This is a genomic window from Deinococcus hopiensis KR-140 (genome assembly GCF_900176165.1).
GTDB lineage: Bacteria > Deinococcota > Deinococci > Deinococcales > Deinococcaceae > Deinococcus > Deinococcus hopiensis.
Genome location: NZ_FWWU01000003.1, coordinates 26,035 through 51,113, shown reverse-complemented (window position 1 = coordinate 51,113; position 25,079 = coordinate 26,035). Strand labels below are relative to the sequence as shown.

21 protein-coding genes and 2 pseudogenes are annotated in these 25,079 nt (G+C 66.5%); 9 read left to right on the top strand and 14 right to left on the bottom strand.

The features are described 5' to 3' along the window. The first annotated feature begins 20 nt into the window (after positions 1–20). Positions 21–581 (top strand): PadR family transcriptional regulator, encoded by a 561-nt coding sequence (locus B9A95_RS02085; RefSeq protein ID WP_084045314.1) that lies wholly within the window; start codon positions 21–23, stop codon positions 579–581. Positions 582–890: 309 nt separating this feature from the next. On the opposite strand, the gene B9A95_RS02080 is transcribed toward B9A95_RS02085, so the two are convergent. From B9A95_RS02080 to B9A95_RS31415, 3 genes are all read right to left on the bottom strand, one after another. After that, positions 891–1,874, bottom strand: a complete 984-nt coding sequence (locus B9A95_RS02080) for an aldo/keto reductase (RefSeq protein WP_084045313.1) — start codon at positions 1,872–1,874, stop codon at positions 891–893. A gap of 210 nt (positions 1,875–2,084) precedes the next feature. Beyond that, a complete protein-coding gene (locus B9A95_RS31420) occupies positions 2,085–2,651 on the bottom strand; it encodes a substrate-binding domain-containing protein (RefSeq protein ID WP_281255800.1) in 567 nt (188 codons plus the stop codon). A gap of 3 nt (positions 2,652–2,654) precedes the next feature. Continuing rightward, on the bottom strand, positions 2,655–3,083 hold the full coding sequence (locus tag B9A95_RS31415) for a LacI family DNA-binding transcriptional regulator (protein WP_170928382.1): 429 nt from the start codon (positions 3,081–3,083) through the stop codon (positions 2,655–2,657). Positions 3,084–4,587: 1,504 nt separating this feature from the next. Here B9A95_RS31415 and B9A95_RS02070 point away from each other — a divergent pair. Then, positions 4,588–5,148, top strand: a complete 561-nt coding sequence (locus B9A95_RS02070; protein WP_084045312.1) for an inorganic diphosphatase — start codon at positions 4,588–4,590, stop codon at positions 5,146–5,148. Positions 5,149–5,291: 143 nt separating this feature from the next. Then, positions 5,292–5,606, top strand: a complete 315-nt coding sequence (locus B9A95_RS02065; protein ID WP_084045311.1) for a hypothetical protein — start codon at positions 5,292–5,294, stop codon at positions 5,604–5,606. A 126-nt stretch (positions 5,607–5,732) separates the two neighbouring features. Here B9A95_RS02065 and B9A95_RS36515 read toward each other — a convergent pair whose 3' ends face one another. The 4 genes and pseudogenes from B9A95_RS36515 to B9A95_RS02050 all read right to left on the bottom strand — a co-directional run. Continuing rightward, positions 5,733–5,870, bottom strand: a complete 138-nt coding sequence (locus B9A95_RS36515; protein WP_342744551.1) for a hypothetical protein — start codon at positions 5,868–5,870, stop codon at positions 5,733–5,735. Next, positions 5,871–5,996 (bottom strand): annotated as a pseudogene (locus B9A95_RS36700) (hypothetical protein); the annotation flags it as partial. It abuts the gene before it with no gap. A gap of 835 nt (positions 5,997–6,831) precedes the next feature. Continuing rightward, a complete protein-coding gene (locus B9A95_RS02055) occupies positions 6,832–7,479 on the bottom strand; it encodes a hypothetical protein (protein WP_139806386.1) in 648 nt (215 codons plus the stop codon). Positions 7,480–7,735: 256 nt separating this feature from the next. Then, a pseudogene (locus B9A95_RS02050) lies at positions 7,736–8,128 on the bottom strand (hypothetical protein); the annotation flags it as partial. Between the two features lie 1,169 nt (positions 8,129–9,297). Between B9A95_RS02050 and B9A95_RS02045 the strand changes: the two are divergent. Next, positions 9,298–10,071, top strand: a complete 774-nt coding sequence (locus tag B9A95_RS02045) for a ParA family protein (RefSeq protein WP_084045307.1) — start codon at positions 9,298–9,300, stop codon at positions 10,069–10,071. Then, positions 10,064–10,987 (top strand): ParB/RepB/Spo0J family partition protein, encoded by a 924-nt coding sequence (locus tag B9A95_RS02040; protein ID WP_084045306.1) that lies wholly within the window; start codon positions 10,064–10,066, stop codon positions 10,985–10,987. Before B9A95_RS02045 ends, B9A95_RS02040 begins: the two co-directional genes overlap by 8 nt. Before the next feature lie 125 nt (positions 10,988–11,112). Here the strand turns inward: B9A95_RS02040 and B9A95_RS02035 are convergent, their stop codons facing one another. The 3 genes from B9A95_RS02035 to B9A95_RS02025 form a co-directional block, all read right to left on the bottom strand. After that, positions 11,113–11,964, bottom strand: a complete 852-nt coding sequence (locus B9A95_RS02035) for an alpha/beta hydrolase (protein WP_245808097.1) — start codon at positions 11,962–11,964, stop codon at positions 11,113–11,115. Between the two features lie 1,302 nt (positions 11,965–13,266). Then, positions 13,267–15,570 carry an FTR1 family iron permease gene (locus B9A95_RS02030; RefSeq protein WP_245808096.1) on the bottom strand — a complete coding sequence of 768 codons (2,304 nt, stop codon included), beginning with the start codon at positions 15,568–15,570 and terminating at the stop codon, positions 13,267–13,269. Between the two features lies 1 nt (position 15,571). Next, positions 15,572–16,594, bottom strand: coding sequence for an imelysin family protein (locus tag B9A95_RS02025; protein ID WP_084045305.1), 1,023 nt, complete (start codon positions 16,592–16,594; stop codon positions 15,572–15,574). Positions 16,595–16,633: 39 nt separating this feature from the next. Between B9A95_RS02025 and B9A95_RS36025 the strand changes: the two genes are divergently transcribed. Next, positions 16,634–16,768 (top strand): hypothetical protein, encoded by a 135-nt coding sequence (locus B9A95_RS36025; protein ID WP_281255795.1) that lies wholly within the window; start codon positions 16,634–16,636, stop codon positions 16,766–16,768. Between the two features lie 30 nt (positions 16,769–16,798). Here the strand turns inward: B9A95_RS36025 and ilvD are convergent, their stop codons facing one another. Continuing rightward, on the bottom strand, positions 16,799–18,628 hold the full coding sequence (ilvD, locus tag B9A95_RS02020; protein WP_084045304.1) for a dihydroxy-acid dehydratase: 1,830 nt from the start codon (positions 18,626–18,628) through the stop codon (positions 16,799–16,801). 290 nt (positions 18,629–18,918) lie between these two features. Here ilvD and B9A95_RS02015 point away from each other — a divergent pair, with 290 nt between their 5' ends. Beyond that, positions 18,919–19,572 carry a zinc metallopeptidase gene (locus B9A95_RS02015; protein ID WP_084045303.1) on the top strand — a complete coding sequence of 218 codons (654 nt, stop codon included), beginning with the start codon at positions 18,919–18,921 and terminating at the stop codon, positions 19,570–19,572. Positions 19,573–19,591: 19 nt separating this feature from the next. Here B9A95_RS02015 and B9A95_RS02010 read toward each other — a convergent pair whose 3' ends face one another. Then, on the bottom strand, positions 19,592–20,623 hold the full coding sequence (locus B9A95_RS02010; RefSeq protein ID WP_084045302.1) for a LacI family DNA-binding transcriptional regulator: 1,032 nt from the start codon (positions 20,621–20,623) through the stop codon (positions 19,592–19,594). Positions 20,624–20,666: 43 nt separating this feature from the next. Then, the gene (locus B9A95_RS02005; protein ID WP_084045301.1) at positions 20,667–22,346 is read right to left on the bottom strand and encodes a glycoside hydrolase family 26 protein; all 1,680 of its coding nucleotides are present in this window, start codon (positions 22,344–22,346) and stop codon (positions 20,667–20,669) included. Positions 22,347–22,838: 492 nt separating this feature from the next. Here B9A95_RS02005 and B9A95_RS31410 point away from each other — a divergent pair, with 492 nt between their 5' ends. Both B9A95_RS31410 and B9A95_RS01995 read left to right on the top strand, forming a co-directional pair. Beyond that, positions 22,839–23,375, top strand: a complete 537-nt coding sequence (locus B9A95_RS31410) for a LamG domain-containing protein (protein WP_139806385.1) — start codon at positions 22,839–22,841, stop codon at positions 23,373–23,375. Beyond that, on the top strand, positions 23,372–23,788 hold the full coding sequence (locus B9A95_RS01995) for a hypothetical protein (RefSeq protein WP_084045299.1): 417 nt from the start codon (positions 23,372–23,374) through the stop codon (positions 23,786–23,788). Before B9A95_RS31410 ends, B9A95_RS01995 begins: the two co-directional genes overlap by 4 nt. Positions 23,789–23,792: 4 nt before the next feature. Here the strand turns inward: B9A95_RS01995 and B9A95_RS01990 are convergent, their stop codons facing one another. Next, entirely contained in the window at positions 23,793–25,073 is a 1,281-nt protein-coding gene (locus B9A95_RS01990) for an AMP-binding protein (protein ID WP_084045517.1), read from the bottom strand. Between the last annotated feature and the right edge of the window lie 6 nt (positions 25,074–25,079).

Below are 25,079 nucleotides of genomic sequence, written 5' to 3'. Positions count from 1 at the left end.
ACCATGAGAGACTGAGAGAAATGCCCCCCATCTCCACCTTTCCTGAAGACGAGCGCGCCCTGCTGCTGCTGGGCCTGCTGATGGCCCAGGACCGCCACGGCTACGAGTTGCACGATTTCATCGAGCACAACCTGGGGCACGTGCTGCCGCTCAAAAAAGCCACCGCCTACCAGCTGCTCGACCGGCTGGAGGCGCGCGGGCTGGTAGACAGCCGGGCCGAACAGCACGGTCTGCGCCCCAGCCGCAAGGTCTACGCGATCAATGCGGCGGGCCGCGCCTCCTTTCGCGAACTGCTTGCCCAACAGCTGTCGCGGGAAGAGGCGCTGATCTTGCCGGGGAACGTCTCCATCATGTTTTCCGAGCATCTGCCGCGCGAAACGGTGGTCGCCGGGCTGCGGACGCGGCTCGCGAAACTTGATGCCCGGCTGGCAATCTACGCGGGCTACACTTTTCCCTTTCCGGAAGGAGTGGCGCTCGCCATTGAGCGTATTCGGGTGCTTACGCGGGCAGACCGCGACTGGCTGGCCGCCACGCTGGAGCGCCTGGAGGGCGAGCGGGCAGGCCACGGGAAGACGCCGTGATGGGGCCCGGAGGAGCGGGGAACCCAGGGGGCGCAGAGGAGGCTGGGCAGGCGGCGGGATCAGGTGCCGCTGCTGCCAGACCGGGGCCCGGCGTGGTGCAGATGGCGCCTTGCTCATCCGAGCGTCTGGACCCTGCTGGCCTACGCCGGACCTGTCACGCTGGTCTGTTCGGACCGGGGTTGGAGCAGGGTAAACGAGACCGTACGGATTCCCGTCGTCGATTCCCTCGCCGTCTTCGTGCTATCCGGGCTGCTCTTGGGGGTCACTGCGTGTGGCACCGGTTGCGCCACCGGGAGCCGTCAGGGGCCTTTACCAGAGGGGGTGCACCTGGGCGCGCAGCAGCGCGTCGTACACCCGGCGCACGGCCTGCATCTGCGCTTCCGTCAGGGGAGGCAGGTCGGCGGCGGTGGCGTTGCTCTCGGCCTGGGCCGGGGTGCGGGCCCCGGGGATCGCGCAGCTAACTTCCGGGAACATCAGAATCCAGCGCAGTGCGAACTGGGCCAGGGTCGTGCCGGGAGGCACCAACTCCTGCAACTGACGCGCGGCTTCGAGGCCCACTTCGTAATCGACGCCCGAAAACGTCTCGCCCCGGTCGAAGGCCTCACCGTGCCGGTTGAAGGCCCGGTGGTCGTCGGACGCGAACGGGGTGTCCCGGCGCAACTTTCCGGTCAGCAGGCCGCTGGCGAGGGGGACGCGGGCGATGATCCCCACGTCCGCCTCGCGGGCGGCCGCGAAGAATTCCTCGGCGGGCTTGAGACGAAAGGCGTTGAAGATGATCTGCACGGTGGCGACGCCCGGGTGCCGGATGGCCGTGAGGGCCTCGGCGACCGTCTCGACGCTGACTCCGTAAGCGCGCAGCGAGCCCTCCCGCACAAGGTCGTCGAGAATCTCAAAGATTTCGTCCTGCCCATACACCACGGAAGGCGGGCAGTGCAGCTGCAGCAGGTCCAGCGCCTCGACCCCGAGGTTTTGCAGGCTGCGCTCCACGAAGGCGCGCAGGTTCTCGCGGTTGTACCCGCTCGCGACGTGGGGGTCGAGGCGTCGCCCGGCCTTGGTGGCGATCACGAAGGGTTCGGATCGTTCCCGGCGCAACCGTCGCAGCAGCCGCTCGCTGTGTCCGTCGCCGTACACGTCTGCGGTGTCAAAGAAATTAACGCCAAGATCCAGCGCCCGGTGCAGCGCGGCCAGGCTCTGGGTATCGTCCACCTCGCCCCAGGTTCCGCCGATGGCCCAGGCACCGAAGCCGATGCTGGAAATCTCGTAGCCGGTCTTGCCCAACGTTCTGTGTTCCATCCTTTTTCCTCCTGGTCTGAACCTGTTCTGGGCGTTCCCCGAGGAGAGCACACGCTGGTGCCGTTCCCGGATAGGGCGTCTAGTGCGAAGTCCGCCGGTTTTATTAACGCACCGTAGCACCACCGATCTGCCACCCCTACGCCCAGGGCCCGTTTCTCCCCTTCCAGCCGTATCCGTCTCCTCGGACCCCACCTTCGCTTCGTCAGCGGTTCACCGGGAGTCTGCAGAACGTGGCCCGGCCCCCACCGCGCTTTCCCGAATCACCAGCGAAACGGGCAGGGTGATCAGGGTACCGGCAGAGGCGGGGTTGAGCAGGACCTCCACCCCCCGTGAACCCAGCGCCTCCTTATCAACGCGCACGGTGGTCAGGGGTGGGAAGGACAAAGGAGCGCTCGACAGGTCGTCGAAGCCCACCACCGCGGTGTCCTCCGGCACCCTTAGCCCCTGCATCTGGCAGGTGCGGAGCGCCTGTAGGGCGGTGGCGTCGTTGAAGGCAAAGATGGCGTCGGGCCGTTCCTGCTGGCCCAGCAGCCGCAGCACCGCGCTCTCGGTGCCTTCCTCCTCATCCAGCGGAGCGCGCGGGACTTCCAGGTGCGGGTGCGGGATCAGGCCGTGGGCCAACAGGGCGTGGCGATAGCCCTGCACCCGCTGCGCGATGCTGTAGTGGGTCTGCGGACCGCTGATAAAGGCGATGCGGCCGTAGCCCCGCTCGATCAGGTATTTGGTCATCAGGTAGGCCCCGCCGAAATTGTCGCTGTTGACGCAGGCAAAGCCCAGGGCCTAATGGTCCACGAGCACGGTGGGCAGGGCCAGGGCCAGGATCCCCCGGAGCTGCTCGGACCCGAAATAGCCGGCGCAGACCAGTCCCCCCGCCTCCTGGCGCGCCACCAGCTCGGGCAGCGGCAGCCGGTCCTCGCGGCCCAGCGAGCTGTAGGACAGCCCCAGCTTCTCGGCCCGGCACGCGTCCTCGACGCCCTGGAGCACATGGGAATAGAAGGGATTGCGGCCCACGCCCTCTGGCAGGCGGCGGTGCAGAAAGGTCACGCGCTTGAGCCGTTGCGGTCCCTGAGGCTGACGCAGGTTGCCCAGGTTGTACCCCGGCTCGCTCGCCGCCGAGAAGACGCGCTGCCGGGTTTCTTCGGAAATCCCCACCTGGTGGTTGAGGGAATGTGACACGGTCGCCACCGACACGCCGGCGTGTTTGGCCACATCCCGAATGGTTGGACTGTCTGTCTCGGGTTTCTCCACTTCTGCTGTCCTCCGGTCCAGCATAGCTCGGCTGTCCTTGTCTTAGTCATTTGTTTCAGAAACAGAATCGCGCAACCCAGTGGTGTGGCTGTCGCACCGGGCCATAGGTCACCGCTGAAGTCCTGCATCAATCGGTCAGGCAGGGCGCGGTACCTTAACTTCAAGGCCGAGAAAAAGCCGCTTATAGCGTTTGTCCGAATTACGCCTTGAGTGGAAGGGCACCCCTTACAGTTGCGTTCTCCCCAATGCGCATTCAGGTTCGCGCTGCTCGGTCAACAAGAAGTCCTCTTCTGACAAATTTTCCAAGAGAATACTCTTTGAGGTCTATACGCCTTCCCTTTTCGGCCCGGAACCCACGGAAAACAGGACCGACGCGGGGGAGAGGTAAGATGCCCTGCCTCTCCTCTTGGTAGTTTCTGTAACAGAAAAGCAGCTTGTTATTACAGTTACGCGAGAGAAGCGGGGATCACCCGGCGCCCTGACGGAGGAAGTTCTGCAGAACACCGGGCCTGTCCTGCCCGGCAGCTTCTAGGCCGCCTCCGACGTCGCTGCCTGGTACCCATGGAGTGGTCCTGACAGCCAGGCCGTCGTGTACGCAGCGAAAGCCCTCAACGCTTCCCTGAGCGCCTTCCCGGTGCGACCGGTCCTCGCGGAAGGTGCGGGGTTTCAGGGCGCCGCTCAGGGCACATTCCTAACGGCGGTGTCCAGCGTCACGCCGCTCCACGCCGTTCTGTATAGGGGTCAGGGCGTCTTTGCGGCCTCTCTGCCACCGGCGAGCCGCTCGACGCCCTTATGGCCACGGTGGGCCTTAGGCCCACTGCCTTCAACCCCACCGCATTACGCGCCATAAAGGTGGGCCACCAGACCTACGGCCTGCCGCCAGATGTCCAGCGCGCGACAACAAGGACATGTTCAAGGTGGCGGGGCTGGACCCCACAGGCCGGCGAGGACACTAGCCGAGACGCTCAGCGTGAAGCAGGGGAGCGGCCACGAGCATTCCGTGGCTGTAACAGGGCAATCCCCTGCCTGCGCCTCACCCTCCAAAACCGGCGCTCCTCTCCAGGACCGAGGCGGTCACCGAGAAGTTGCCCGCCCGGGTTCAGCAGGTGCTCCGGAGTGGACCCGGCGGTCCAGAGAAGCGTACCGGATGCGGAGGAGGGAGATGTGCCGTTCGGCCGTCAAGGTGGCTGCTCCTTTCGAGAAACGGGACAAGCAGAGTAAAAGCCCGGCCTTTCGCAGCACCGGAAGGCGCAGCGGGAACAGACCGTCTGGCGCACGGCGAAGGTTTGCGGCTGCTCTCCGGTCCGCCGCCTGCTCGCGGCCACCGGAAAACACCTCTGGGCAACGCTCAGGTTCTCCCAGGGCTCTTCGCCCTAGCCGCCACCTTTCCAAAAGACCTTAAGCGCTCCTTTCGATGGTGGGCAGGTGTGGTCCGGGTCCGGGGCGTCTCCCCTACCCTCTGGTTATGCCTGACCTCACCCAGTTGCCCCACCGGCTCGACCCCTCGCGGCACACCTGCCGGGCCATCATCGAGACGCCGAAGGGGCGGCGTAGCAAATTTGATTACGACCCCCACTCGGGACTGTTCGAACTTGGCGGTTTGCTGCCGGAAGGCATGACCTTTCCCCTGGACTTCGGCTTCGTGCCCTCGACGCTGGGCGAGGACGGGGACCCGCTCGACGTTCTGGTGCTGAGTGAGGAGTCGACCTTCACCGGTTGCCTGCTGGAGGTGCGTCTGATCGGGGTGATTGAGGCCGAGCAGAGTGAGGAGGGGCAGACCGGGCGCAACGACCGGATGCTGGCGGTGTCGAGCGCCTCGCATCTGTACAGGGAGGTTTCGCACATGAAGCAGCTGCCCAGCATGACCGTGGAGCACCTCTCCCAGTTTTTCGTGAATTACAATGCCCTCAAGGGCAAGGCGTTCCGGGTGCTGGGCGTTCAGGGCCCCGAGCGGGCGACCGAGCTTGTGAAGGCTGGAAGCGGTGCCCTGAAGAAGAAGGACGAAGACAGGGCGGCCGGGTCCTGAAACCCAGTCGTTTAGAGGAGCAAGGCGGAGCAGGCCAAAGGTTGCCTCTCTCCCTCCCCCACTGAACACCCCTTCGCATCCACGACTCACACGGCGCGCCGCGCGGATGACGTCGGCCGTTCCCTCTCGGGCATGATGAAGACATGGACAACCGTGATCAGCGTCTCCCACCGTTTTCCACCGGTGACGCCACCCCTGGTCACCAGGTGATCAGGCGCCTGGAAGATATTCCCGAATTCGCCAGCGACGGGGAGCGGACGGCATTCTGGGACAACCACAGCCTCTCCGAAGAGCTCTGGGAACGAATGCGGCAGGGCGACCCTGAGCTGGAACGGCTCCTGCTCGGCGGAACCGCTGAGGCTGTTGCAGACGCACCCGGTGCAGCCGTCGAATTCGTGACTCCAGCTTTGGGACGTTCGGGAGTTGGGAAGCGGGCCGGGAACTCCCCGGAGGACTGACCTCCCCTCTGAAGCTTCCTGAGTTCCGAGGCGAGGGAGGGAAGGCCGTCACAGTGCGGTGAAAGTTCAACGCGGTCAGAGCGCCGCTCCTGGCCCGAAACCGCTGAACCCCGCCTGTTCCTCCCCTCACCTGTCTTGGGCCACCTCGAACGGTTGGGCGCTGCCCACGGCGGGGACCCCTCCCTGCGCGAACTCCATGAGGGGCGCGGGTGTGGTGTAGCGCCCTGGAGCCAAGGCCCGAAGCGAATAGCGCAACGTGGTCACGCCTGCGGGGACGCCTTCCAAGTAGAACACCGCCCGGTCACCGGAGATGGAACGGTCCGCCCACAGGGCTTGGGCCGCGCCTGCAGGTTGCGCCCAGCCCGAAAAGGCGCAGGGGCGGTCATCCACCGCTTCCAGGCCACCGGGCAGGGGATCGGTGACGCGCAGATGCCGCTGGGCAGGGAGGTCCGCAGGGTCAGGGGCACGGTAACTACCTCGTCCCGCCCGACCTTCGAGCGGTCATAACGGCGTTCGATCACGACGGCGCTTGCCGCATCCGGAGGCGTCCCTGCCGTGCGGATCCGCAGTTCGCGTTCAAAGGCGAGAGGGCCGTCTGCATCCAGCTTCAGCTTCGTGCCCGGCTGAGCGCCGGAGGTGGGGATCAGCAGTCGCAGGGGCGCGCCCACCCGGACGATCTGCTGAAATCCGCCGAGGGTAACGCACACCTGGGTCTCCCGGCTTGCGCCTTCCGTCCCGGCCAGAAGGCGCAGGGCTGTGACGGCCGATGCCGTGGCGACCGGGCTCTCACAGGCCCCGCCGGTCTTCCGCTCCAGCAGCCCGGCCCGCAGCGCTGGGATGTCTACCCGAACCTTTAGCCGCAGGGCCGCCTGCAACAGCAGGGCCGTGGCCTCGCTGCCTTCCAGCCCCAGGCCTCCCAACCGTGTTTCCTTGGCTTGTCGGCGGGCACGGTCATACAGCGTGCGGGCGAACTCGGGGTTGGGCACGGCGAGCACGGCTGCCAGGCGGGCCTGCTCTCCCGGCGCCGTGACTTTTCCAGCTTGACCCAGCTTCTGGGCAGCGGCGAAATCGCCCGCCTGGGCGAGGGCCACAGTGGGCAGAACCTGCCTGCTATCGGCGGTAGGGGCCTGCAGGGCACGGGCTTCCCGCGCGCTCCGTGCCAATGTGGCCGCGTCCGTCAGGCCCGCCCTCTTCGCCTGCACGAGGGCCTGCAGGGCGCGGCCGGTCATCTCGGCTGTGGGTTGACTTCCTGCCGTCCAGCCCCAACCGCCCTCTCGGTGCAGCGCCAGCAGGCCCGTGAGGTCCCGGCGGGCTTGCACCTCGGCACGGTCGCGCGACGCCTCCATCCCAGACGGGCCGCCAGGGCGGTGAGGTCCAGATTGGCCCCCAGGCGGGCGGCCACGCCTTCGGTCGTCACCCAGCGCTCCTCCGGGTCCTGCATGTGGGCGTCCAGCCCGCCCAGGACCGCCTGCAGGGATGTAACGGCGAGGTCCGCGGTGAGGCTCTCGGGACGCCCTCCGGAGGGCCAGGTGAGGACGTCCGTCAGGACGCCGCGCTGAGGCTGCGTGCCCTGGGACGTTAGCAGGGTCCGTGGGCTGGCCCCACGCAGGGGAAGCGTCTCGCGCAGGGCGTCCCGTTCGCTGCCGCGTACCGCCCGCGCTCCGGGGGTGAGGCCCGGCCCCGACGTGCGGGCCCTTAGGGGAAAGCGGACCGTCCCGGAGCCGAACTTCAGGGGAATGGCCTGAGCGGCTCCCGCACCGGCCGCCTTGAAGCCCAGGGTCACGGGCGACGGGAGGCCGGTGCGGTCCTGCACGCTGACGTAGGCGCTGCCCTCGTCGCCCTGGGTGAGCACGCGCGGGCGCGACAGTCGCACGGCAAACGGCAACTCGGCGCGCAGTTCGGCCCGCTTGGCCTCGCCCGCCCCACCATTACGGCCCAGCGCGCGGACACTGATGCGGTATGGTCCAGCAGTTCCGGCAAGCGCACGCGGACCTGTGCGGTGCTGCCCGGACGATCATCTCCGCCACCGTCACCGCCCCCATCTGGACTTCTGGCCGTACGGAACACCTCTACATCTGGGAAGCTGACTCCCCACAGCAACTGCCAGGGGTCCGGCGTCGGGTCGGGAGTCACGGCGTACACCGCCTCGTGGACCACCGCGAGCGTGACGAGCGCCGCCACCGGTTTTCCCCCTGCCGCGTACAGATGGTCAAGGTGGCCTCGGTTCCCGGTTGCAGGAGGCCTGTGGGAGCGCTGACCCGCACGTCGAGTTGCCGGTCGGTGCGGGGGACGAACAGCAGGGGCGTTCTGGCCTGCCAGGTGTCCGCCCCGAACACGGCGACCGCGCCAAAACGTACCCCGCTGGAAAGATCAGGGGTGACGGGCCAGTCCAGGGTCATGCTCGGTCCAGTCACCAGCAGCAACTGGGGTGTGACCTGGCCCTCCACCTCGGCCCGCAGCAGAATGGGCGTGCCCCGGGGAAGGTCCGTCGTCAGGGTCAGGTGTGCCGTCTCCCCCACCGCGTAGCGTTCTCGGGAGGCGCACCGTCACCGCTCTCTGAAAAGGCAGCGGCCCGGTTGGAGCTGCCGGACGACCCCCAGACCACGTAGAGTTTCGCCCGGACGGTAGACGGGTTTGTCGGTCTGAATCAGGGCATGCGCCCGAACGGGTTCCGTACTTCCCAGGCCATAACCCCACGTTGAATACGGTGTGATGGACCACACCGCCGAGGCGCGAGGACCCCAGCAACCGCAGCCGCTCCCGGTGGGGCAACAGGGCCAGCCCCTGGGCGTTCGTCGTCACACTGGGAAGACGACGCACAGTCCCTGCCGTGCCGCCGCCATCCATCAGGAACGCCTCGGCTTGGAGACGTGCTCTGGGGAGTACCTGGCCGCCGTCCATGCGGGTGGCCCACACCAGCAGACCTGTGGGAGTCGCTAAAGCGGTAAGGGCCGAGTCCGTAACCTGCAGCACGCCCGCACCCAGGACCGGAGCCGGGACGTCTGCGCGGGAGATGGAAAGCGTTTTGAGGGCTGGCCCCGCACCTTCAGGCAAAAGCCCCCCGGCGCCGCGGGGCAAGACCCGCACTACGCAGTCGTTGACTGTGTCGGCGGGCGTTCCTGCCGTCCGCTCCAGGTACAACGTTACCGGACCGGGGAACTGAGGTGGCATGCCCCACGTCTGTCCGCTGAGGATCACTTCGGTGGTCCCCGAACGGATGGTGCCTGCATGGGCGTACAACACCTGCTGACCGTACGGGACGGTGACCATCCGCCGACTTCCTTCCCCCGTGGTCTCCAAAACCTGAACGGGCTTGCCAGGAGGCAGCGCCAGGCCAGGCTGACCCTACAGACCGGGCGCAGCGTACAGCGGCGTCGGAGCAACGGTCCGCTCCGCTCCTGCCTGGAGATCCAGCAGCGCCAGGAGAACAGGAAGCGGCGTTGAAGGGGACGAGGCATTTCTCAGCCTACGTAGAATGTCCGGCCTCCTGCGCCGCATTTGCGGCGGCCAGGCCTACCAGCGGAGCGGAGCACCACGCTGAGAAGTACCGGGCCTTCCAATTTAACCTCCCCCAGCTGAAGAGCGGGGACGGTTAAAACGCAGCGCTTGCACGGCTCGCGACCTCCCCCCCGCTTCTGTCTTCACGTGAAGACGAAGGTCAAAACCGGGCTTCCACGTATGCTGAGAGCACATGCGTGCACTGACGTTCTTTAATCACGCCGGGGGGGCCGGGAAGACGAGCCTGGCCCTGAACCTCGGCCACGCCCTTTCCCAGCGGGGGCACCGCGTTCTGCTGGTCGATCTCGATCCACAGGCCAATCTCAGCACCTGGCTGGGGCTGCCGCTCGTCGCGGACGAACTCACCGCCTTCGAGGTGGCCGTCAACAGCGAGGCGGCGTTGCCGACGCCTCAGCGTGTTCACGGCCTGGACCTCATTCCCAGTAATCTGCATATGGCGCTGTCTGAGGGACAGATGATGGCCCAGGAAGGGGCCACCCTCAACCTGAGGTTCGCGCTGCAGGCCTTGGAGGACCGCTACGACGCGGTGCTGATCGACAGTCCACCCAGCCTGGGTAAACTGGCCGTTCTGGCGGCCCTCGCGGCCGATCAACTCATCGTGCCCGTTCCCACCCGGGCCAAGGGCCTCAACGGTCTGCCCGGAGTTCTGGCGGCCCTGAACACCTACCGTCGGTTGCGGCCCGAGTTGCGGGTCGGTCTGTTTGTGCCCACCCTCTACGACACCCGCAATTCGCACGACCGCGAGGTTCTGGAGACACTCAAGGCCCAGTTAAAGCCCCTCTCTCTGCCCCTGACCTATCGCCCGGCAGTTTGGAACGACAGTGCGGGCGTGGGAGAACCGGTCCTGGCGTTTGCGCCCGGCAGTCCGGCCGCGCAGGAGATCGCTGGGTTGGCCGAACAAGTAGCGCGGGTCGCGGGACTCCCCGAAGTGGGCCACCGTGGCTAAGCGCCGCTTCGATGCCGCTGGAACGCTCGACGCGCTGTTGGGCCCAGCGGGAGCAGGTGAACTCATCAGCCGGGAGGGCTTGCGACTCTTAAAGGTCAGTGAGCTTTCTCCCACTCCACACCAACCCCGCAGCAGCTTTCCGGAAGAAGGGCTGGCAGAGCTGGCCGAGAGCATCCGGCAAAACGGTGTCCTTCAGCCGCTGCTGGTGCGGCAGTTGGGGAAACGGTACGAAATCGTGGCGGGAGAACGGCGCTGGCGCGCGGCCCAATTGGCCGGTGTGGACGTTTTACCGGTCTACCTGCGCGAGCTGGACGACCAGCAAGCCGCTGCGGCGTCTGCCATGGAGAACCTGATGCGGGAAGACCTCAACCCCGTGGAGGAAGTGGAAGCCAAACGCCGGATCGCCGCCCTCACCCTGGGCGTTCCCGAGGAGCAGGTGCTCGGTCGCCTGCGGGTCTTGCTCGACCGACCCGAGGAAGACGCCGATGGCGTCGCGCAACTCGACGCTGCGTTCCTACGGCTGGGAGGGGAGAAGTGGCAGTCTTTCCTGCGGAACAAGGCCCGCATCCTCAATCTTCCCGCTGACGTGAAGCAGGCCATCCGCGAGGGTCTGGACTACCGCAAGGCCCTCGTGATCGGAAGCGTCGAGGACCAGCAGGGGAGAGCAGCGCTGCTGCAGAAGGCGGCCCAGGGAGCGACGGTGCAGGGGTTGCGAGACGCCCTGCGCTCTGCCGTGCCGGACCGGGAGCAGCAGTGGCGCGCCGTCTCCCGCGCCCTGGGGCAAAAGCGTCGGCTGGAACGTCTGGACGCCAAGCAACTCGCCCGGGTCGACCGGCTCCTGACCGAGCTTTCCCAGATCCTGGATCAGGAGGAGCCCAAGAAACCCCGGGGGAGCAAGGCGGCACAGGCTTCATAACCGGTGAGCAATGGGGGGCGCAAGCTGCCTCCCTCTGTTGTTTCCGTACGCTCTGCGTGATTCTCATCCGGTATAGCCGCGTTCCAGCACTGCGGGACAGCTGCAGCTGTCCCGCAGTGCTGCTCTCAGAGGGAAGACGCGTCCCCGACCTCGCTCATACCGAGGCCACGCCGCAACGCCTTCAGGCTGCGGTCCAGAAACTCCTGTGAGACGGATGCGTGTGGCCTGAAGTGTTCGCTGGCGTGGTACGCGCCCTCCACCTCAAAGAACTCACACGGAACACCCGCCTCGTTGAGACGGTGGGCGTACTCCCGGTCCTCGGGATAAAACAGGTCCAGCGTACCGACACCGATCCACGCCGGCGCAAGCCCCTGGAGGTCATCACGGCGTGCGGGAACCGCGTACGCCGGCGCGTCCTCCCAGACTGGAGGGCGGCCCAGATACGACGCCCACCCCAACCCGTTTGACCCGGGCGTCCACACGAACTCCCCGCGGCCTCCGTGATCTTTTCGCAAAACCGTACGGTCGTCCAGCATCGGGTACAGCAGGAGCTGGAAGGCCGGGCGAACCTCACCCCGGTCGTGCGCGAGTTGCGCGAGGGCCGCCGCAAGGCCTGCTCCCGCGCTGTCCCCGGCGACTGCAATTCGCGTCGGGTCCACACCCAGTTCGGCAGCTTGGTTCCGCAGCCACTTCAGAGCGGCGTAGCAGTCTTCCAGGGGCCCTGGGAAGGGGGTCTCGGGCGCGAGGCGGTACTCCACGTTCACGACCAGCAGTCCGAGCCTGTTTGCAAAGCGGCCGCACTGCAGGTGATAGTCCTGTGCGGAACCGGAAACAAAGCCCCCACCGTGGATGTAGAGCAGTGCGGCCGCATCTCGGGGTCCCGCCAGGGGCGAGTACAGCAGCACGGGCACGTCCGGCGCGCCGGTAGGGCCGGGCACCAAACGCCGTTCAAACTTGACGTCGCTGGGATCAGGCACACTCCGTGACAAACGGCGTGTCAAAGAGACGAGCCCCCGCGTGAACGCTGGGTGCCGCACCCTCAGCAGCGGATGACGGAGTTCAGGGTGCAGACTCGCGTAGGAGCAGGCGCGGCGGGTATATATCCACGCAGCCAGCACCCCCAGGGCCACGCCCCATTCAGTCCTTCTTCTCGTATTCAACGCATTCTCCTTGGGACAGCGGTGGAAGGAAGGTGAACGCAGGCACCCAATTGGCCAGTCGTCTGCTCGGGAGCGCCCCCACGCAGTTTCGAATGATACCGCCGCCGTCAGCCGGCGGTAGGGCCGAGGAGGTGGCGCGCTCGGTCCCTACAGCAGAGACGCAGATCAAGGCCTTTCGCTTGTCCTTTGCCCACCCGTTGGGAGGAGGGGCGAAGCAGATCACCGATTTCAACGGCCCTCGTCGCCCCCCACCTCCCCGCTCAAGTATCACTTGGTAACGTCACGTTGTTCTGCGGGGGTGACGCCACAAGCGGCTCCCCAGAGGTGATGTTCGCCTTCGGTCCACAACCCGAGTCCTGCACCTGAATAGATAGAGGAAGTGCTCCCTCAGACGGTTTCCGGGTCATCCGTTCCATCCCCTCGGCTTCGGTGATTCCACGCCTCTGTGCCACCGTTTTCCTGCGTTCTCCGCTCGGATTGGCCCGTTGTGGAATACCTGACGAAACCGTATCAGACGCAAGAACGAGGGTGGAAACGACCTCAAGCTCAGCGGGAAGCGCGCCTTTCTTTTGACAGACGCACGCTGTCTGTTCCAACCAGTCCCTGGCAGCAGCGCGGCCTCCAGGCTGTGCTGGGTTTGTTTCTCCCCCGGAGTCGAAAACTGCCCTCCTTCCCGCTCGGATCGTACGCCCCGACGCCCTTGGCCGCCTCCTGAATGCTGATCAGCTTCAGGCGAGCCGCATTCGTCTCAATCGGGCGCTGCAGCGCTCGCTCACCCGTGTCTTTGCGCCTGCGTCCGCACGTCATACGGGCTCCGGTTGAATCGTTTGCGGAGCCATTCAGGGCGAGAAGGAGAGAAACGGGTTTCGGGTGTGGAGGGAAGCACACCGGCGATCTTCCAATTCATTAACGCAACAAACGCAATCTGGATCAGACGTTGATTTTTAGGTGCTTTCTCCGAATACCTCCTGCTGATGTTTGTTTTTCTGATGCCGAGTCTCTCCGACCCAGGGCCTGGGGTCTCAGCTTTGCGTCCATGCTCCAAACCGTTGGGCCGCCTGAACTTCAGATTCAGGCGGCCATGTTATGGATGACTGCTGCTCCATCCAAGGGGGGAATTCAGGGAGACAGCACAGTCCCCTGACGCCTGGCCTTTAGCTCACGCTCCTTGAGCGCCTCGGCGGCGAAGAAGGAACCCAGCACGGCCCCGACGGAAAGGAGTTGACCCATTACACCTTCCCAGGTGGGGTGGAGGCCCAGCCACAGTCCCAGCGAGGCGGGCAGCGCCATTGGCAGGGGATGGACCGGTAGCCAGCCGACGAGCTGTAGGGTATGCACGGTATTGCCCACCATCACCCCAAGCACCGCGCAGATCAGAGCGCCCGTCCAGACCAGCAGCTTTTTCATGGGGAGCTTCGCCTGCCAGCGGAACACCAGAACGCCCACGCCGAGGACTGCCGCGAGGCCCAGGGCAGTTCCGCCAAGCACGGGGGACACGCCCGCCTGCAGCACCAGCGATTGCAAGAACAGTACGGTCTCAAAGCCCTCACGGTAGATCGAGGTGAAGCCCAGCAGGGCCAGGCCCCACCACTGCGCCCGCAGCGCTCCGCTCGCCTGGGAACCGTGGGTCAGCCCGTGCTTGTGCTTCTGGAAGCTCGCCATGCGGTCCGTCCAGTACACCTGATGAAAAAACCAGTTCATGATCAGCAGCAGCACGCCGATGGCGACGAGGGACACCACGGCTTCGAGCTTCTCGCCGTACTTGCCCAGCAGTGTCAGCGTCTGCTGCATCACGAACCAGGTGGCGGCGGTGGCCACCCCTGCGCCCGCTGCGCCCAGCCACATGGGACGGCGCAGCTTCACCAGAGGGCCCTTGCGTAGGCTGCCCATCAGGGCCGCCAGGATCAGCACGGCTTCGAGCCCCTCACGAAACACAATGATGCCCGCGTTCGTGGCCACGGCGGCGGGCGCCACCTCGGTTCCCAGAATCTTGCCGACTTCGGTCATGGTGGTCTGCAACTCCGCGCGGGTGGCCTGGAACTCGCCCACCGCCGCCTTCGCCTGAATCAGCGCAGCCAGGCCCCGGGGCTGCTGCCCGTTCCAGATCAGGTTTTCCAGCCGCACCTTCAGGTCCGGGTTGAACACCGCGATGCGCGCCTCTGTCCCACTTTCAAGCAGGGAATAGGCGTCCAGGCGTGCGTTCTCCGCGGCCGTCCAGTCTGCGGCCTGCGCCGCAGCCACCACCGCGTCGAGCTGCGTCCGCACCACGTCGAGGTCCGCCCCTGCGTCGGCCTTCTGCCAGTCCGCGGGAAGGGCGGCGCGCGCACGGGCGATCAGCGCCTTGACCTGTTTGTTCAGTGTGGCGGGCGTGGGCACTGTTTCAGCCAGCTGGGCGGCGGAAAGCTGATGGCCCAGGTCTGCCAGGTCTACCGTCAGCGCGCGGGCCTGCGCTGCGTCGGGCAGCAGGGGGGCGATATCCGCAAAGGCCGCCTGCGCTCCAGCGAGGAAGGTGCGCGCCTCGTTCACCTCCACCTCCTGCGTGACCACCGCGCCCGCGCCGTCGGCCTTGACGCCGCGCCCATATTCGACCGACACCAGGGGCAGGTAACGCAGGAGCTGCGCGGCGCGTCCGCTCTTCTCCCGTTCGCTCAGTGGGGCTGCGCGGAAACCCTCCAGCCCTGCCTGAACCTGCGGGAGGGCCGCGGGAAGGTCCTCGAATGCGCGTGACAGGCGGGTGGTGGCATTCTGGCCACGCTGCCCGGCGTAGGCCGGCCGCAGCAGCCGGAAGTAACCTGCAGCCAGGGCGGCCTGCTCGGCAGCCAGGGTACGAAACCCGCGTTCCTGCGACACCTGCAACTCGCGCAAGGCGTCGTTCAGCCGCGCCTGATAGCCGTCAAGTACGTCCGAGCGGACGGCCTTCAGGGTATCGGCGGGGGTGGTTCGGCCCGCTTCCAGCGCCTCCAGGGCAGTGGTCGCGTCTGTACTCAGCCGAGTCAGACGGCTCGCCACCCGGAACTCGCGCACCGCCAGCCAGTCGCGGGCCGCCGGTACGTCACCTGCCTGCACGTGGCGTTCCAGCGTGGCGTTCGCTCCCTCCAGCAGGGCCGTCCACGCGCCGGCACGGGCGCGTGCCAGGGCTGGACCGTCGCCGCTCCGGGCCGCAGCCTCCGCCTGCTGCAGACCTGTATCCACAGCCTGTGCGCTCTGCGGTGCCGCCTCAGCCAGGGCTACGCGCAGGGGACCGAAGGCCTCGCGGGCCTGGGCCACCAGTCCGGCGGCCTCCTGCGGGTCAAAGTCGACTTCCATTCCCGCCTCGGCCAGCCGTGAGCGCACCGTCTCGGCGGGGGTGGCGAGGTCGGCGGCCTGGGCCGCACCCAGCAGCAGCAGGGCCAGTCCGGCGGCCCGCTTCAGTTCGGGGGGCACTTCACTGCACCTTCACGCCGAGCAGCGCTGCCGCCTGCGTCAGGCGTCCTGTGATGACGGTGGCCCTGTTCTGCGCTTCTCTCTGCAGGGCCTCGGCCTGCTCGGGGCTGTAGTGGCGCGTCTGTTCGCGGGCCACCAACCGGTCAACCAGAGATGCGAGTTCGTTCATGCCGCTGTGAATCTGGCCGTCGAGCGCAGCGTTCCTGGCCTTCACGTCTTGGCTCAGCCCCCGGTACATCGCCTGCCAGGAGGCGACGTTGCCGCGCAGGTCGCTCAGGCGGGAGATCACGACAAAGTCCTTGCGCTGGCTCCTGGCTCCCAGCACGAAGGGACTGGTCTTCCAGTCCTCGAAAAACACGGGACCGACCGTGGGCACGTTGCCGACCAAGGCGCCGAACACGTCCTCACGGGTGGGGATCCAGGCCTGGGCCGCTTTCTGGAGGCGCTGCGACTCGCTGTGCAGCCGGTCTGCAGCGGCCTTGAGCACCCCGGCGTCCGGCAACTGGTCGCCGAAATTCAGCCGGCCGTCGCCGTCCACATCGTATCTGACCCCACTGCCGTAGGCCTTCACCGTGCCCCACAGCGTGCCCTCGCTGACCCCAAACAGGTTGCCCGGCTTGGGCAGTACCCGGCCGCTCGGGAGTTTGAGGTCGAAGGGCACCACGTCCTCGCCGCCCTCCGCCGCGCTTGTGCCCGCGTCCAGAATCAGGTCGAACTCGCTGAGGTCTTCCACGCCCGCGACGATGCCCTCAATGTCCTCGTAGGCGGGGCTGGCCTTCTGCCACCCGGCCCGGGCCTGCTGCAGTGCCCCCCGGGCCTGCGTGCTCCGCGCCAGCCGCGCGTAGTCGAAACCCGCCTTCTGGGCAAGGTCGTAATACCGGTCCGCCGCAGCTTTCAGCGCCGCCGTGCCGGCGAGCTGCGTGCTGATCTTGCCGCTCAGGTAGGTTTTCACGCCGCTCAAGTCGGCTGCCTGGGCCGTTCCGAGCAGCAAAGCCAGGGCGAGTCCCGTTAATTTCCCATTCATCCGTTAGAAAGTAGATTAATCGGAGTATATAAGTCAAGATTGCGGCTCCTGCTGCTTGGGGGAGGCGGCGAGACGGCGTTGGGGGCAGGCAGTCGCTGGGTCAAGCTGACCCAGGCCGCTGCCCCTCATCCAGAAGTGGGGGAGGGGCAGCGGGGCGAGAAGTCAGGGCGGTAGGCGCACCACACCTCGACCGGTGGTCGCCCGTCAGATCTTCCGGACTGCTCCCCGCGCCGCGCTCGTGGTCATGCTGGCGTAGGCGCGCAGGGCCGCCGTAACTTTACGGGGCCGGGCCTCGGCCGGATGCCAGCCATCCTCGTCGCGCTTCTGCCGGCGGGCAGCGAGGGTGGCGTCGTCCACAGCGAGGTGGATGCTGCGGCCCGGGATGTCGATCTCGATGCGGTCGCCCGTCTCCACGAGGCCGATGGTGCCGCCCTCGGCCGCTTCGGGAGACACGTGGCCGATGGACAGTCCCGACGAGCCACCGCTGAATCGCCCGTCGGTCACGAGCGCGCACGCCTTGCCCAGCCCCCTCGATTTCAGGTAGCTGGTGGGGTACAGCATCTCCTGCATCCCGGGACCACCACGGGGACCCTCGTAGCGGATCAGGACGACCTCGCCCGCCTGCACGTCGCCGTTGAGGATGCCGTCCACGGCCGCGTCCTGCGACTCAAAGACGCGCGCGGTGCCGGTGAATTTGAGGATGCTCTCGTCCACCCCGGCGGTCTTGACGATGCAGCCGTCCTCCGCGAGGTTGCCGTACAGCACGGCCAGCCCGCCGTCACTTGAGAAGGCGTGCTCGGCGCTGCGGATCACGCCCCCTTCCCGGTCCGTATCGAGGACCGTGTAGCGGCGCGACTGCGAGAAGGCGAGTTGCGTGGGAATCCCGCCGGGAGCGGCGCGGTAAAACTCGTGGGTTTTTTCGTCCGCTGTGCGCGACACGTCCCATCGCTCCAGGGCGTCGGTCAGGCTGGTGGCGTGGACGAAGCGCACGTCGCGGTTGAGCAGATTCGCCCTTTCCAGCTGTCCCAGGATCGCCATGATGCCCCCGGCGCGGTGGACGTCTTCCATATGCACGTCGTTTTTTGCCGGAGCCACTTTACACAGCACCGGAACGCGGCGCGACAGGCGGTCAATGTCCGACATGGTAAAGTCCACCCCCGCCTCGTGCGCGGCGGCGAGCAGGTGCAGCACCGTGTTCGTGGAACCGCCCATGGCGATATCGAGCGTCATGGCGTTTTCGAAGGCGGCCAGCGTGGCGATCGAGCGCGGCAAGACGCCCTCTTCGTTCCCCTCGTAATAGCGCTTGGCGAGGTCGACGATCAGGTGACCTGCCTCCCGGAACAGCCGTTCGCGGTCGCTGTGCGTCGCAAGCACCGAGCCGTTGCCCGGGAGAGACAGGCCCAGCGCTTCGGTCAAGCAGTTCATAGAGTTGGCTGTGAACATCCCCGAGCAGGAGCCGCAGGTCGGGCAGGCGCTTCTCTCCACGTCCAGAACTTGCTCGTCGCTCACGGCGTCGTCCGCAGCCATGACCATCGCGTCCACAAGGTCCAGAGAATGCAGGGTGTTCTTGAGCAGGATTTTGCCGGCTTCCATTGGTCCGCCCGATACGAACACGGCGGGGATGTTCAGGCGCAGCGCGGCCATCAGCATGCCGGGCGTGATCTTGTCGCAGTTGGAGATGCAGACCATCGCGTCCGCGCAGTGGGCGTTCACCATGTATTCCACGCTGTCGGCGATCAGTTCACGGCTGGGTAGCGAGTACAGCATGCCGTCGTGGCCCATCGCGATGCCGTCGTCCACGGCGATGGTGTTGAATTCCTTGGCCACGCCGCCCGCCGCCTCGATCTCACGGGCAACGAGCTGGCCGAGGTCCTTGAGGTGGACGTGCCCCGGCACGAACTGGGTAAACGAGTTCACCACAGCGATGATGGGTTTCTGGAAGTCACCCTCCTGCATTCCCGTCGCCCGCCATAGGGCCCGTGCGCCGGCCATGTTGCGGCCTTCGGTCGTCGTTCTTGAGCGGTAGGTCGGCATAATGCCCCGATTCTGCATCTCGGTGGGGAACGGGAGGCCGAGACATAGAAACAAGGCTGCTGGCCGGGAGGGGCCAGGAAGTCGGAGGCCTTTCTCCTGCGCTCCGTCCACCTGACCCAGCGCCCGGGGACTCCCGGCAGTTCCCTCGTGGAGCTGCCCCCCCCTTTCCCCCCCACTGGTCCGGACGCATATGCGTCACCCCCGCGTTCCCTGGATTCATACACTGTGGTTGTCGGCTCCCCTTCCGCTCGCAGACCACACCCAGCGCTGGCACAGCCCAGGAGAACCCCATGTATTCCACCTTGATCTTGCTGCTGCTTCTCAGCGCCGTCGCGCTGCAGTTCGCTCTGAAGTCCACGGTCAAAAAGCATCTCAAGACCTTGGGGCCCCGCCCGGAGACCGGCGCGCAGGTGGCGCGGACGCTGCTTGACCGTCAGGGCCTGCCCCACGTGACCGTCGAAGAGACGTCCAGCAAGCTCTCGGACCATTACGATCCACGGGGGAAGGTCGTGCGCCTCTCGGCGGACATCTACCACGGTCAGGGCGTCGCGGCGCAGGCCATCGCCGCCCACGAATGCGGGCATGCCGCGCAGGACGCCGAAGCGATGGCCCTGCTGCGGCTGCGCGGCCAGCTCGCGCTGCCCCTCTCGGCGGCGTCGTGGCTCGCGCCCCTGATGGTCATGGTGGGCGTGATGGTCCATTTCACCGCGCTGTACTGGCTGGGGGCCCTGATCTTCGCCGCGCTGCTCGCCTTCCACCTCATCACCCTGCCGGTCGAGTTCGACGCCAGCCGCCGGGCCCTCACGGCGCTGCACCAGTTGCGGTACCTCGACGGCCGCAACGTGGGTGGGGCTCGGCGCGTGCTCGGCATGGCCGCCATGACCTACGTGATCGCCGCCCTGATGGCCTTCGTGCAGTTGCTGCAAATCCTGACCCGCCGGTAGGGACGGGCCTCAGCCCGCTCTACCGGGCGGCCACGCCTGGAAAGCCGCGCAGCACCCGCGCCGTCGAGTCCCGCACGATCACCCTCAGCTCGAACTGGGGCAGGGGAGAGGCCACGCCCTCCAACCGCGAAAGCACATGGGCAGCGAGCGCTTGCCCAATGGCGTAGGTGGGCTGCTGCACGGTGGTCAGGGGCGGCGAGGTAAAGGCGGTGCCCGGCAGATCGTCAAAGCCCACCAATGACACGTCGTCGGGCACGCGCAGGCCCTTGCGGTACAGCGCGAGCCGCGCTCCCACTGCCATCTGGTCGTTGCCGGCGAAGATGGCGGTAAAGGGGACCAGGCCCTCAATCAGGCGGGTGGTGGCCTGGTACGCCGTCTGCTCCAGAAAGTCGCCCGTTACCAGGAGGCGGGGATCGGGCGTCACGCCGTTGTCGCGCAGCGCCGCCTGATAACCCCGTAGGCGGTCTTCGGCGTCCTGCTGCGCCTCGGGGCCCCGGATATGCACGATGTCGCGGTGCCCCCGTTCGATCAGGTGGCGGGTGGCGCCGTAGGCTCCGCGAAACTGGTCCAGCGCGAGGCAGTGGTCCTCCAGGCCGGGAACGAGGCGTCCGAACACGAACAGCGGCACCTGCTCGGCCACCTCCCTGAGTTCCGCGTCGCTCAGGGTGCTGCCCAGCAGGACGAGGGCGTCTACCCGCCGGGAGATCAGGGTGTCGATCGCGCGGCGCTCATACGCCCGCGTCCAGTGCCCGCTGTTGAAGACCGGCTGATACGCCGTGTCCAGCAGCGCGTGTTCGATACCCCGGATTACGTCCGCGTAGTAGGGGCTCACGATGTCCTCGGCCAGCACGCCCACGCTCATGCTGCGGCCGCTGGTCAGGGTCCGTGCGAGGTGGTTGGGCTGAAAGCCCAGCCGCTCCAGCGCCGCCTCAACGGCCCGGCGTTTGTCCTCGGCCACGAACGCCGTGCCGTTCATTGCGCGGGACACGGTACTGATGGACACGCCCGCCTCCCGCGCAACCTCGTTGATGGTGACGCTCCGTTTTCTCATGGCTCCCCGATTCCCGAGCGAGAATACCTGTTCATGGGGAGGTTCAGGGCAGCAGGCCCACGTCGTCAAGCTGCACGGAGCCCGAGGAGGGTATCTGGTCCACCACCACGTTGATCGACGCGAGGTGACGCAGTACCTCGTCCAGCGTGACCTTTTTTGGGGCCCAGTCGGGCTGCAGGAAACGGGAGAGGGGGACTTCCATCACCCGGGGCCCGGGCCCCACGTCCACATACACCTGTGGGTGGCTGCCATCCGCCAGCCCCAGGGAGCTGTCCGCCAGCAGTTCCAGCCGGACGCGGTGCGTGCCGCTTGCGCCCAGTTGGAGCCGCAGGGTCCGGAAGCCGCTCAGGTCTGCAGAAACCACCGCACCTCCTGCCGTACGGGGCAGCAGGTCCAACGTCAGCACCACACCCGCATAGCTGTTCGGCGCGCGAATGCCGAAGTCGAAGGCCGCCCGCTGGCTCAGGCCGTTTCCAGGCGCGAGGACGACCGCCGGAGCCTCTCGCCCTGCCTCCTGCCCGCTGAAGGTGCTGGACTGCGCGGCGTTTTGCTGGTAACCCGAGAGGTAGACTTTGCCGCCCTCGACGGTCGTGAGCCGCCCATCCCGCAACTGCTCGAAGTCGGCAATGGGACGGCTGCCCGTGCCGGGCGCGGCTGCAGGGGTCTTGAGACTCGCGGGCACGGCCAGCATCGCCGTCCCACTGCCACGTATGAACTTGTTGCGCAGGCCCGTGACCAGCCGCTCCCGACTACCCAGGGTAGAGCCAACGCGCCAGTCTTCCTCCTTCTGAATGTCAAACCAGACGACCGAGCGAATTTGCGGAAACACTTTCGGCAGGTCCGCGAACATGTTCAGAATCCACGCACCCTTGTCGCCCCCCACCTCGGACGAGGCAAACTCGGCCACCACGACGGGTTTGTCCGGCGCGACCGCGACGGCTTTGTCATACGCCGTCTTGAAGACGTCGCGGAAGGGGGTCCACGTACCCCAGGACGGATTGGTGCCCCAGTTGTAACCGTCCAGGCCCACCCAGTCCACGTACTCTGCCCCCGGGTAGGCCCGCGCGGCGTCGTTCCAGCCCTCGCCCGGCACGTCGGCGTTGTTCAGGCACCAGATCCACTGCACCTTGTTTGCCCCCTCGGCCTTGAAAATATCGTGGACGTGGCGGTAGGCGCGCACATACAAGGCCGGGTCCTGCCCATTGTTCGCCACGGCCCACGGGTACCAGTTGCCGTTAAACTCATGGCCCCAGCGCAGCAGCAGGGGTACGTCTGCCGCGCGGGCCGCCCGCGCCCAGTCGCGGATGTAGCCGTCCCACGCTCCACCCACGATTGCCGCGAGAGTAATCTGTCCGGGATCGCCCGCCTTCAGGTTCCAGTCCCAGGGTTCCCAGGTGATGTGCGGCACCACACCCTGTTTGGAGAGCGCCAGCACCTCCTCCCGGGGAAAGGCCGTCCGGTCCTTCCAGGCCACGTACCACATCACGCTCGCGGGTTTGAATCGCAGGTCCGCCGCCACCTCCGCTGGAATGGCCGCGTGATCCGCCCGTTCCCGGAAGATGCCGAAAAAGATGCCGTCCGTCCTCGCGCTGTCTTTGTCCTCCAGCACGGGCAGCCCCGCAACACCCGCCGCGGGTTCAGGGGGCGGCACCGTCTGCTGCGCCGAGGAGGAGGCGAGGGAACCAGACAGCAGCAGGGCCGCACCGAGGGAAAGAATACGCATAGGGACTCCAGGGGAAGGCGGGAGGGCGAAAGGGTTTTCTCAGCAGCTTGGAGGATTCGGGTACGTGCCGACACATACGGCAGTCAGGGTCAACAAGGCGTGGGACGGCTGTTCCCGTGGGCGGGAGGGATAGGTTGTCTCTTCTGGCATGAAGACTAGGTCATGAAAAGGCTTTCTTCAAGACCCAGGTGGACAGAGGCATTAGAAGGTTCATTTTTTGGGGCGGTAAGACTTCGGCGCTCTGCGGGACCGCACAATGCCACTGCTATTTTTGAAGCCCAGCGCTTGCTCCTCGTATTTTGAAAGCCCAAAGCCCTCCTCGTGCCCTTCTCCTCTTGATGAAAGCGTTTTCTTGTCTTACAGTCAGAGGTGAGCGATCAACCAGACCTCTCCATGCGCGGGAAAGAGCGGTGCATACGGCCATGCTTCGCGTACAGGCCTCTCTCCGCTGTCCCCGTCTTGGTGGCGTGCTGCTGCTCGGAGGAGCGTCCCATGAACAAGTTCGCCCTGATGTCCCTCGCGCTGCTGACAGTGTCTTGCGGTCAGCCTGCCCCGCCTTTGCCCCTGGCTGGGCCTTTTCAAACCACGCTTCACGCCCTCACCGACAGCAACACGCCGGGAACGGGTCAGAGCTGGACGGGCGGGAGCTTTACCGACGACTTCGCCTTCTGGGGTTTCAACGACGCGTTGTGGGAGCGCAGCGGCAACAACAACGGTTCGCCGTTCGGCTGCGCCTTTAACGTGAACAACGCCTTCCCCGATGTCCGGGCGCAGAGCAGCGGCAAGCTCAACCTGCGGCTGGACACGGGCGGCTCGCGCTGCGCCGAGATGCGGACCCGGGCCCAGCAGGCCGCGCCGCGCGCCACCATCGGGGGGGCTTCAATACGGACAACCTTACGGGCACCGCCGCTTCCGTCTTCACCTTCAAGCGTTGGGACACGGGCGGCGGAGCGTGGGAGGAGATCGACATCGAGTACCTGCCCACCTGGCCGGGCGCGGGGAGTAAGCCCCGGCTCCACGCCGCCGTGATCTACCAGGCCTCGCCCACCGCCGACAAGTACATGTACGAGGCGTACCTGGATGTGGGCAGCGGCATCGTCACGCCGAACAACTTCACCCCGGCACTGTTTAACTGGGATACGGGCTCGGTGCAGTGGAAGTACGGGAGTAACGTCATCTTCACCATGACCAAGGGCACGCCGCCCGCCGAGGCCTTCAGCTATCAGGAGGGCAGCTACCGCGTCCACGTCTACCAGAACAACACCCTTGGCGGCTCCCTCAACATCAGTCCGGCGCACTTCCCGCTCGACAAGACGTTCATCTACCTGAACTACTGGCGCGGCGACAATTCCAGCGGCATCTCGCAGTTTCTGGGGACATACCCGAGCTCGCTGCCCTCGGGAACAGCCAGGTATCAAAACCTCTTCTATACGCGCTGGTAGCCCCCTACCGCTCGCCGCGCAGGTCGCGTACCCGCCGCAGCTTGCCGCCCTCGCTGCGGGGGAGCGTACCGGATTCGCACAGTTCACAGCGGATGGTCACACCCACCTGCACCTTGACGAGGCGCTCGATCTCCTCGCCCAGGGCAGCGCTTTGCTCGGGCGTCTCCACGCGTAGGGTCAGTTCGTCCATCAGGCCAGTGCGGGTCAGCACCACCTCGTAATGGGGACTGACCTGCCCCAGACGGGTCAGCACGGCTTCCAGTTGCGTGGGATACACGTTCACTCCGCGCAGGATCACGAGGTCGTCGCTGCGGCCCCGAATGATGTCCATGCGGCGCAGGGTCCGGCCCGTGCGGTTCTCCCCCGGCAGCAGGCGGGTGATGTCGCCCGTCCAGTAGCGCAGGATGGGCAGCGCCGAGCGGGTCATGGAGCTCAGCACCAGCACACCCCAATCGCCGTCCGCCACAGGCTCGCCTGTCCCCGGGTCCACGATCTCGGGGTAGAAGTGGTCTTCCCAGATATAACTGCCCTGCTGCTCACGTGCGTCCTCGTTGCTGACCCCCGGCCCGATGATCTCGGAGAGGCCATAGATGTTGGTGGCTTTCACGCCCAGCCGAGCTTCGACCTCATGCCGCGTCTTGTCGGACCACGGCTCAGCGCCCAGGACGGCGTACCGCAGGCTCAGGTCTTCGGGCTTCAGGCCGCGCTTTTCCATCGCGTCGGCCAGCACCAGGGCGTAGCTCGGCGTGCAGGCAATGACTTCCGGCTGGAGGTCGTCGATCAGCGCGAGTTGCCGTTCGGTGCCCCCCCCCGATACCGGCACGGTGCAGAGGCCCAGCCGCTCCGCGCCCCCGTGTAGACCCAGGCCACCTGTGAACAGGCCGTACCCGTAGGCGTTGTGAAAGGTCATGCCGGGCCGGGCTCCCGCCGCGTACAGGCTGCGGGCCACCACTTCCGCAAAAATATCGAGGTCGTGCGCGTCGTAGGCCACCACGGTGGGCTTGCCGCCTGTGCCGCTGCTCGCGTGGATGCGGCGCAACTGCTTGCGTGGCACGGCAGTCAAGCCGAGCGGATACGCCGCCGTCAGGTCCGCCTTGCGCGTAAAGGGAAAACGCTGAAGGTCTTCCAGGTTTTTCAGGTCGTTCGGCGTCAGCCCCGCGGCCTCGAATCTGGCGCGGGAGGCGGGCACGCGCTCGTGGAGCCGCCCCAGCATGTCGCGCAGTTGCGCCAGTTGCAGAGCGCGCAGTTCGGGAAGGGGCAGGGCTTCGCGCTCGGGGCGCAGCACGTCGGG